The sequence below is a fragment of the Acetonema longum DSM 6540 genome, assembly GCF_000219125.1.
Taxonomy (GTDB): Bacteria; Bacillota; Negativicutes; order Sporomusales; family Acetonemataceae; genus Acetonema; species Acetonema longum.
The window spans coordinates 1-4,994 of sequence record NZ_AFGF01000020.1 but is presented as its reverse complement, the minus strand read 5'-3'; the positions used below and the strand labels follow the sequence as shown (position 1 = coordinate 4,994).

At 60.2% G+C, this 4,994-nt stretch carries 1 protein-coding gene; it reads right to left on the bottom strand.

Translation table 11 applies throughout. The features are described 5' to 3' along the window. A partial coding sequence (locus tag ALO_RS03470) for a hemagglutinin repeat-containing protein (protein WP_004092914.1) occupies window positions 1-4,850 on the bottom strand: 4,850 nt, incomplete at its 3' end. Window positions 4,851-4,994 lie beyond the last annotated feature (144 nt).

The window sequence follows — 4,994 nt, the reverse complement described above, 5'->3', positions numbered from 1 at the left end:
TGAATGGTGATATTTTGGGCAAGAAGGTCAATGCCGGCGCCTCCCAGGATGTCGGAGCCGCTGATGGTGGCGTCTTGGCCGGCCAGGAGGGTGAGTGTGCCGTTCTGGGAGCCGACGATGCTTTCGACTTGGCTGACGCTGGTTTCGTCGGTGGTGGTTTTGAGGCTGGTGGTGCCGGCGGAGAGGCTGAACCCACCTTGGAAGGAGGCGGTGAGGCCGGAGGTTTTTTCATAGGTGTAGCGCTGGTTGGTCATGGTGTCCTGGGCGCTGAGGATGTTGAGGTTGTTTTTGGCTGAGAGGGCGACATCGCCGGTTCCGGCAACGGAGCTGCCGCTGACGGTCAGGTCTCGGCCGGCGTTGATGGCGACGGTATCGCCGGAGACGAGGCTGCCTGAGGCGGTGGTGATGGCGGTGTGCTGGTTGTCGATTTTGACTTTGGAGGATAGGGCGCCGCGTTTTTTGGAGGAGTAGGTGGTGTCGATGGTCAGGGTGTCTTGGGCGCTGGTGATCTGGACGTCGTTGGCGGCGTTGAGTTGCACGGCGCCGCTGGCCGCCACCATGCTTCCCTGGATGGTGAGGTCTTTGCCGCTGGTGATTTGGAGGGTGGGTTTGGGCTCGGTGTCTTCTGTATTTCCGTTGGAAGCCGCACCGGCTTGGATGATGCTGCCGATGGCGTTGTTCTCTACTGTGCGCTTGGTTTTAACCGTGGTTTTGGAGGAGAAGGTCCGTTTCTTGGTCTTTTTGGTTTCGGTATAGGTTTCATGGCGTTCCGAGGCGGCTTTGATATCGATGTTGTTGTCGGCGGCAATGGCGATGTTGCCTTGGCCGGTCTGTACGGCGCTGCCTTCGATGGTGACATTGCCGCGGTTGGCGCTGGTGTTGGGGTTTGGGTCGTCGAGCTGGACGGCGGCAATCGTGATGTTTCCACCGGCGGCCAGCTGAGAGCCGACAACGGATTCGTCATCGGTTTTGGTGTAGGTGTAGTTTTTGCGGCTGCCTTTTTTGGTATCCTCCGTGACCCGGTCTTTGACGGCGGCGACGGTGATGTTGCCGCCGGCGGCGAGGGTCAGGTCGTTTTGGGCCGCAAGGTTGGCGCCGCGCAGGGTGAGGTCGTTTTGGGCCACCAGGGTGGCATTTCCTCCGGCCTGGATGTTGCTTTGCAGGTTGGTGATGGTTTGGCTGTGGTGGGAATATTTTTTCTTGTTTTCTGCGCTGGATTGTTTTTGTTGGGCGGCGTTGACGGCCAGATTCCTGCCGGCCTGCAGCGCCAGGTCTTGGCCGGCTGTGAGGTTGGCTCCCTGCAGGGTGAGGTCGTTTTGGGCTGCCAGGGTGGCATTTCCTCCGGCCTGGATGTTGCTTTGCAGATGAGTTGTGGTTTCCTGGCTGCTGGAATAGCCTTTGCCGGTTATGGTCTTGGTGTCTTTTGTTTCTACGGTGTTGACGGCCAGGTTCCGGCCGGCCTGCAGTGCCAGGTCTTGGCCGGCTGTGAGGCTGGCGCCGGCGATGGTGATGTCACGGCCGGCTACGGCGGTGAGGTTTTCGCTGGCTTCTATGCTGCCGGTGGGGCCGGCGGTTGTGGTTGTTGTTGTGGTGGTTTCCTTCGTCTTACGGGAAAACCAGTGTTTCTTGGGCAGGGTCTTGGTGGTACTGCTGGTGGTGGTGGTGATCAGGGTTTCATTTTTAATGTCCCGTCCGGCATCTAGGAGGACGTTGGCGCCGGATATTTTGCCGCTTTGGTTTCGAATGTCTTCACTGGTTTTTAGATGGGTGGTGCCGCCGGTGATGGCGCCGGCGCGGTTTACGATGTTCTTGGCTTCCAGGCCGGTGTAGTGGGAGGCGCGGATGGCGCCGCTGTTGGTGATGTCGCCTTCGGCTTTGAGGACGACGTTTTTGCCGGTGATAAGTCCGCCGGCGGAGGTGGTTTCTTTATTGGCGGTGTTGGCCAGGTAGACGACGGGGACTAGTACTTTTTGGCCCTGGACTTCTTTTTCGACCATCCAGACCATGTCGTGGCTGAGGTTTTTGACTTGGTCGTCGGTGAGGGCTACGCCAACGGTGAGGTTCATTTCTTTGGCGGTTTGGGCTCCGTTTTCCAGGAGGGCTTTGTAGGCCTGGTCGTCGGATTCGTAGCCGTCTGACAGGCGACGGCCGGTGAGTTGGGTGATTTGGTCACGAACGAGTTTTTGTTCGTAGTGGCCGTCGCCTAATCGTTTGAGGGTGGCTTCGGGGTCCAGGCCCAGTTGTTCGAGCATGTAGTCGGAGGTGGTGAAGGCTTCGTAGCTGGTGAAGCGGGGGTCGGTTTCGACGAGGTATTGGCTGGTGGCTTCGGGCCGAACGGTGTAGAGGCCGTTGCCGGGAAGGGCCGGGGTATCCTGGCTGGGGTCGCCTGTTTGGCTGCCGGTTACGGGTTTGCCGGCGTTGTTTTGGATGGTTTTGCCTTCGATGTAGATTTGCTCGCCGCTGATGAGGCCGTCGTTGCTGAGGGTTTCTGCCAGAATGCTTAGGTTCCGGTGGGCTTCGATGCGGGAGGTGCTGTCGTTGAGGAAGGCGCCGGTCCGTTCATAGGAGCCGTCTGGTTTGGGTTGGTCGCTGGCGGCAATGAAGATGTCGCCTTGGCTGTAGAGGGTGGCGCCGCTTTTGTTTTGTATTTTGGTTTTGCCGAGGAGGGTGACGCCATGGGTGGCGGCGATGATGGCGGAAGATCCGGTGTTGGTGAGGATGTCGGCTTGGAGGGTGATGAGGTTGCCGACGATGCCGCCGGTGTTGGTGAGGGTCTGGCTTTGGGTGTTGACGGAGGTGCTGTCGATGCGGCCTTGGTTGGTGATGGCGCCGGTGGCGGCCTGGAGGTTGATGGTGTTGCCGGCGGCCAGGGAGGCGTTGGTTTGGTTGGTGATGTTCTTGCCGCTGACGGTGAGGGTGTCTACAGCTTCCAGTGTGCCGCTGTTGGTGAGGGTGCCGGTGGTGGTGAGGCTGAGGTTGCGGCCGGCTAAGAGCTGGGTTCCGGCCTGGTGGGTGTAGTTTTGACTGAGCGAGAGAGCCAGGTCGCGGCCGGCGATGATGGTGCCGTCCTGGGTGAAGCTGCCGGTGGTGAGAGTGGCGTCGGTGTTGGCGGCGAGTTGCCCGCCGCTGTTGGTGATATTGGCGGCTGTGAGGTCTAGGAGGCCGATGGCGTTGATTTGGCCTTGGGTGTTGTCGATGGCGCCGGTGGTGATGAGGGAAAGGGTTTCCCCGGCGATGATTTGGCCTTGGTTCCGGTTGACAAGGGTTTTGGCGTGGATGGTTACGGCGCCGTTGGTGCCTATGAGGCCCTGGGTGTTGGTCAGGGTTTGACTGGCGTCTAGGGTCAGGGGGCTGGCGTCGAGGTTGAGGAGGCTGCCCTGGGTGTTGTTGATGGCGGCGGCGGTGAGGGTCAGGCCTTGGCCGGTCTGGATGGCGCCCTGGGTGTTGTCGATTGTGCCGGTGGCGGTGAGGGTTGCTTTCCCGCCTGCTGTCAGGCTGGCTTCTTGGTGGAGGATGCTGCCGTTGGCGGCGGTGAGGGTTATCTGTTGACCGGCGGAGGTGCTGGCTTGGGTCAGGTCGATGGCGCCGGCTTGGATGGTGATGTTCTGGGCGGCGGATTGCTGGCCGCTTAACTGGGCCTGGTCACGGCTGATCAGGCTGAGGTTTCCGTGGGCGCCTAATGCGCCGTCGGCGTTGAGGCCGGCGGCGAGGAGTTGGCTGGATTGGATGGTTTGGGCGTTCAGGCTGGCGTTGTTGCCGGCGGCTAGGATGCCGCTGTTGGTGATGGCGCCGGCGGTGGTGATTTGGGTGTTGCCTTGGGCGTAGAGGTTGCCTTCCTGGGTCAGGTCTTGGCTGTGGATGGTGATGTTGCCCTGGGCCTGGGTGCTGCCAGCCAGGATGAGTTTTCCGTCTTGGGTGATGGTCAGGTCGCTGTCGGCCATGACGGTGCCTTGGGAGTGGACTCCGACGCCTTGTTCGGTGCCGATGAGGAGGATTTTGTTGGCGTACATGCCGCCGAGTTGCCCGACGTCCAGGGAGACGGCGGGGGGTTCTGATGCGGCGATGTCGAGTTTTTTGGCGTCCAGGGTTTGATAGGATACGTCATTGGCGCCGGTGACGATGTTGAGTTGGTTGGCCCAGATGCCGGCATTGATTTGTGTGGTGCGGCTGATGAGGTCGACGCGGTCGATGTTAGCGGCGTTGAGGCCGTCGCCTTGAATGGCGATCTGGCCGTCGGTGACTTGAAAGCCTCCCAGGCTGCCGCCGGGATCGAAGACTGGGGAACCGGTGGTTAAAGTGGCGCGGCTGGTGTTGATGAAGCCAAAGCCGTCGCCGGTAATTCCATTCGGGTTTGCAATGATGAGTTCGGCTTGTTTGCCGGCGATTTCTGTGTAGCCGTTGAGCCGGCTCAGATGGGGGCCGGTGACTTCGTTTAAGATGATGCGGGCTGAGCCGTTGGCGAGGTTGGGGTTGCCTTGGATGTATCCGCCCAGTTCGGTGAGGGTGATGTTGTAGGCGTTATCTAAGATGAGTCCGGTGGGGCCGACGTTGAAGTCCTGGTATTGGTTGTGGGAGATGCCGCTGCCTGTGGGTTTGTTGATGTAGATGACGCGGACTCCGTTGGCGGCGTAGTCTATGGAGGGGTTTTTGCCGGTGGGGGTGATGGGATATTGGCTGGTTTCCGGCCGCGGGGCGCGCGGGGGGCGGGTCAGCTTGCTGACCGGCCTCTGGGAGCTGTGTTTGGCGGCTTGGGCGGCTTGAGCGGCCAGGGGTTGTCCCAGGTATAAAAAAAGCAAGACCCAGGCTATCGTTTTTTTCAGTCGGGTCGGGTGTGTGCCGTTGTTGTCCACGCTATTTTCCTCCTGTCGCGTTTCGGTGGTTGGCAGGTTTTTTATGCAAGGCTATAGCTGGTAGGCCAGCTGGAAGCCGTAGGTGGTATGGGCGGTTTGAAGTTCACGGGGTTTTTTGAGGGGCCAGCCGAGGAATAGGTCGTA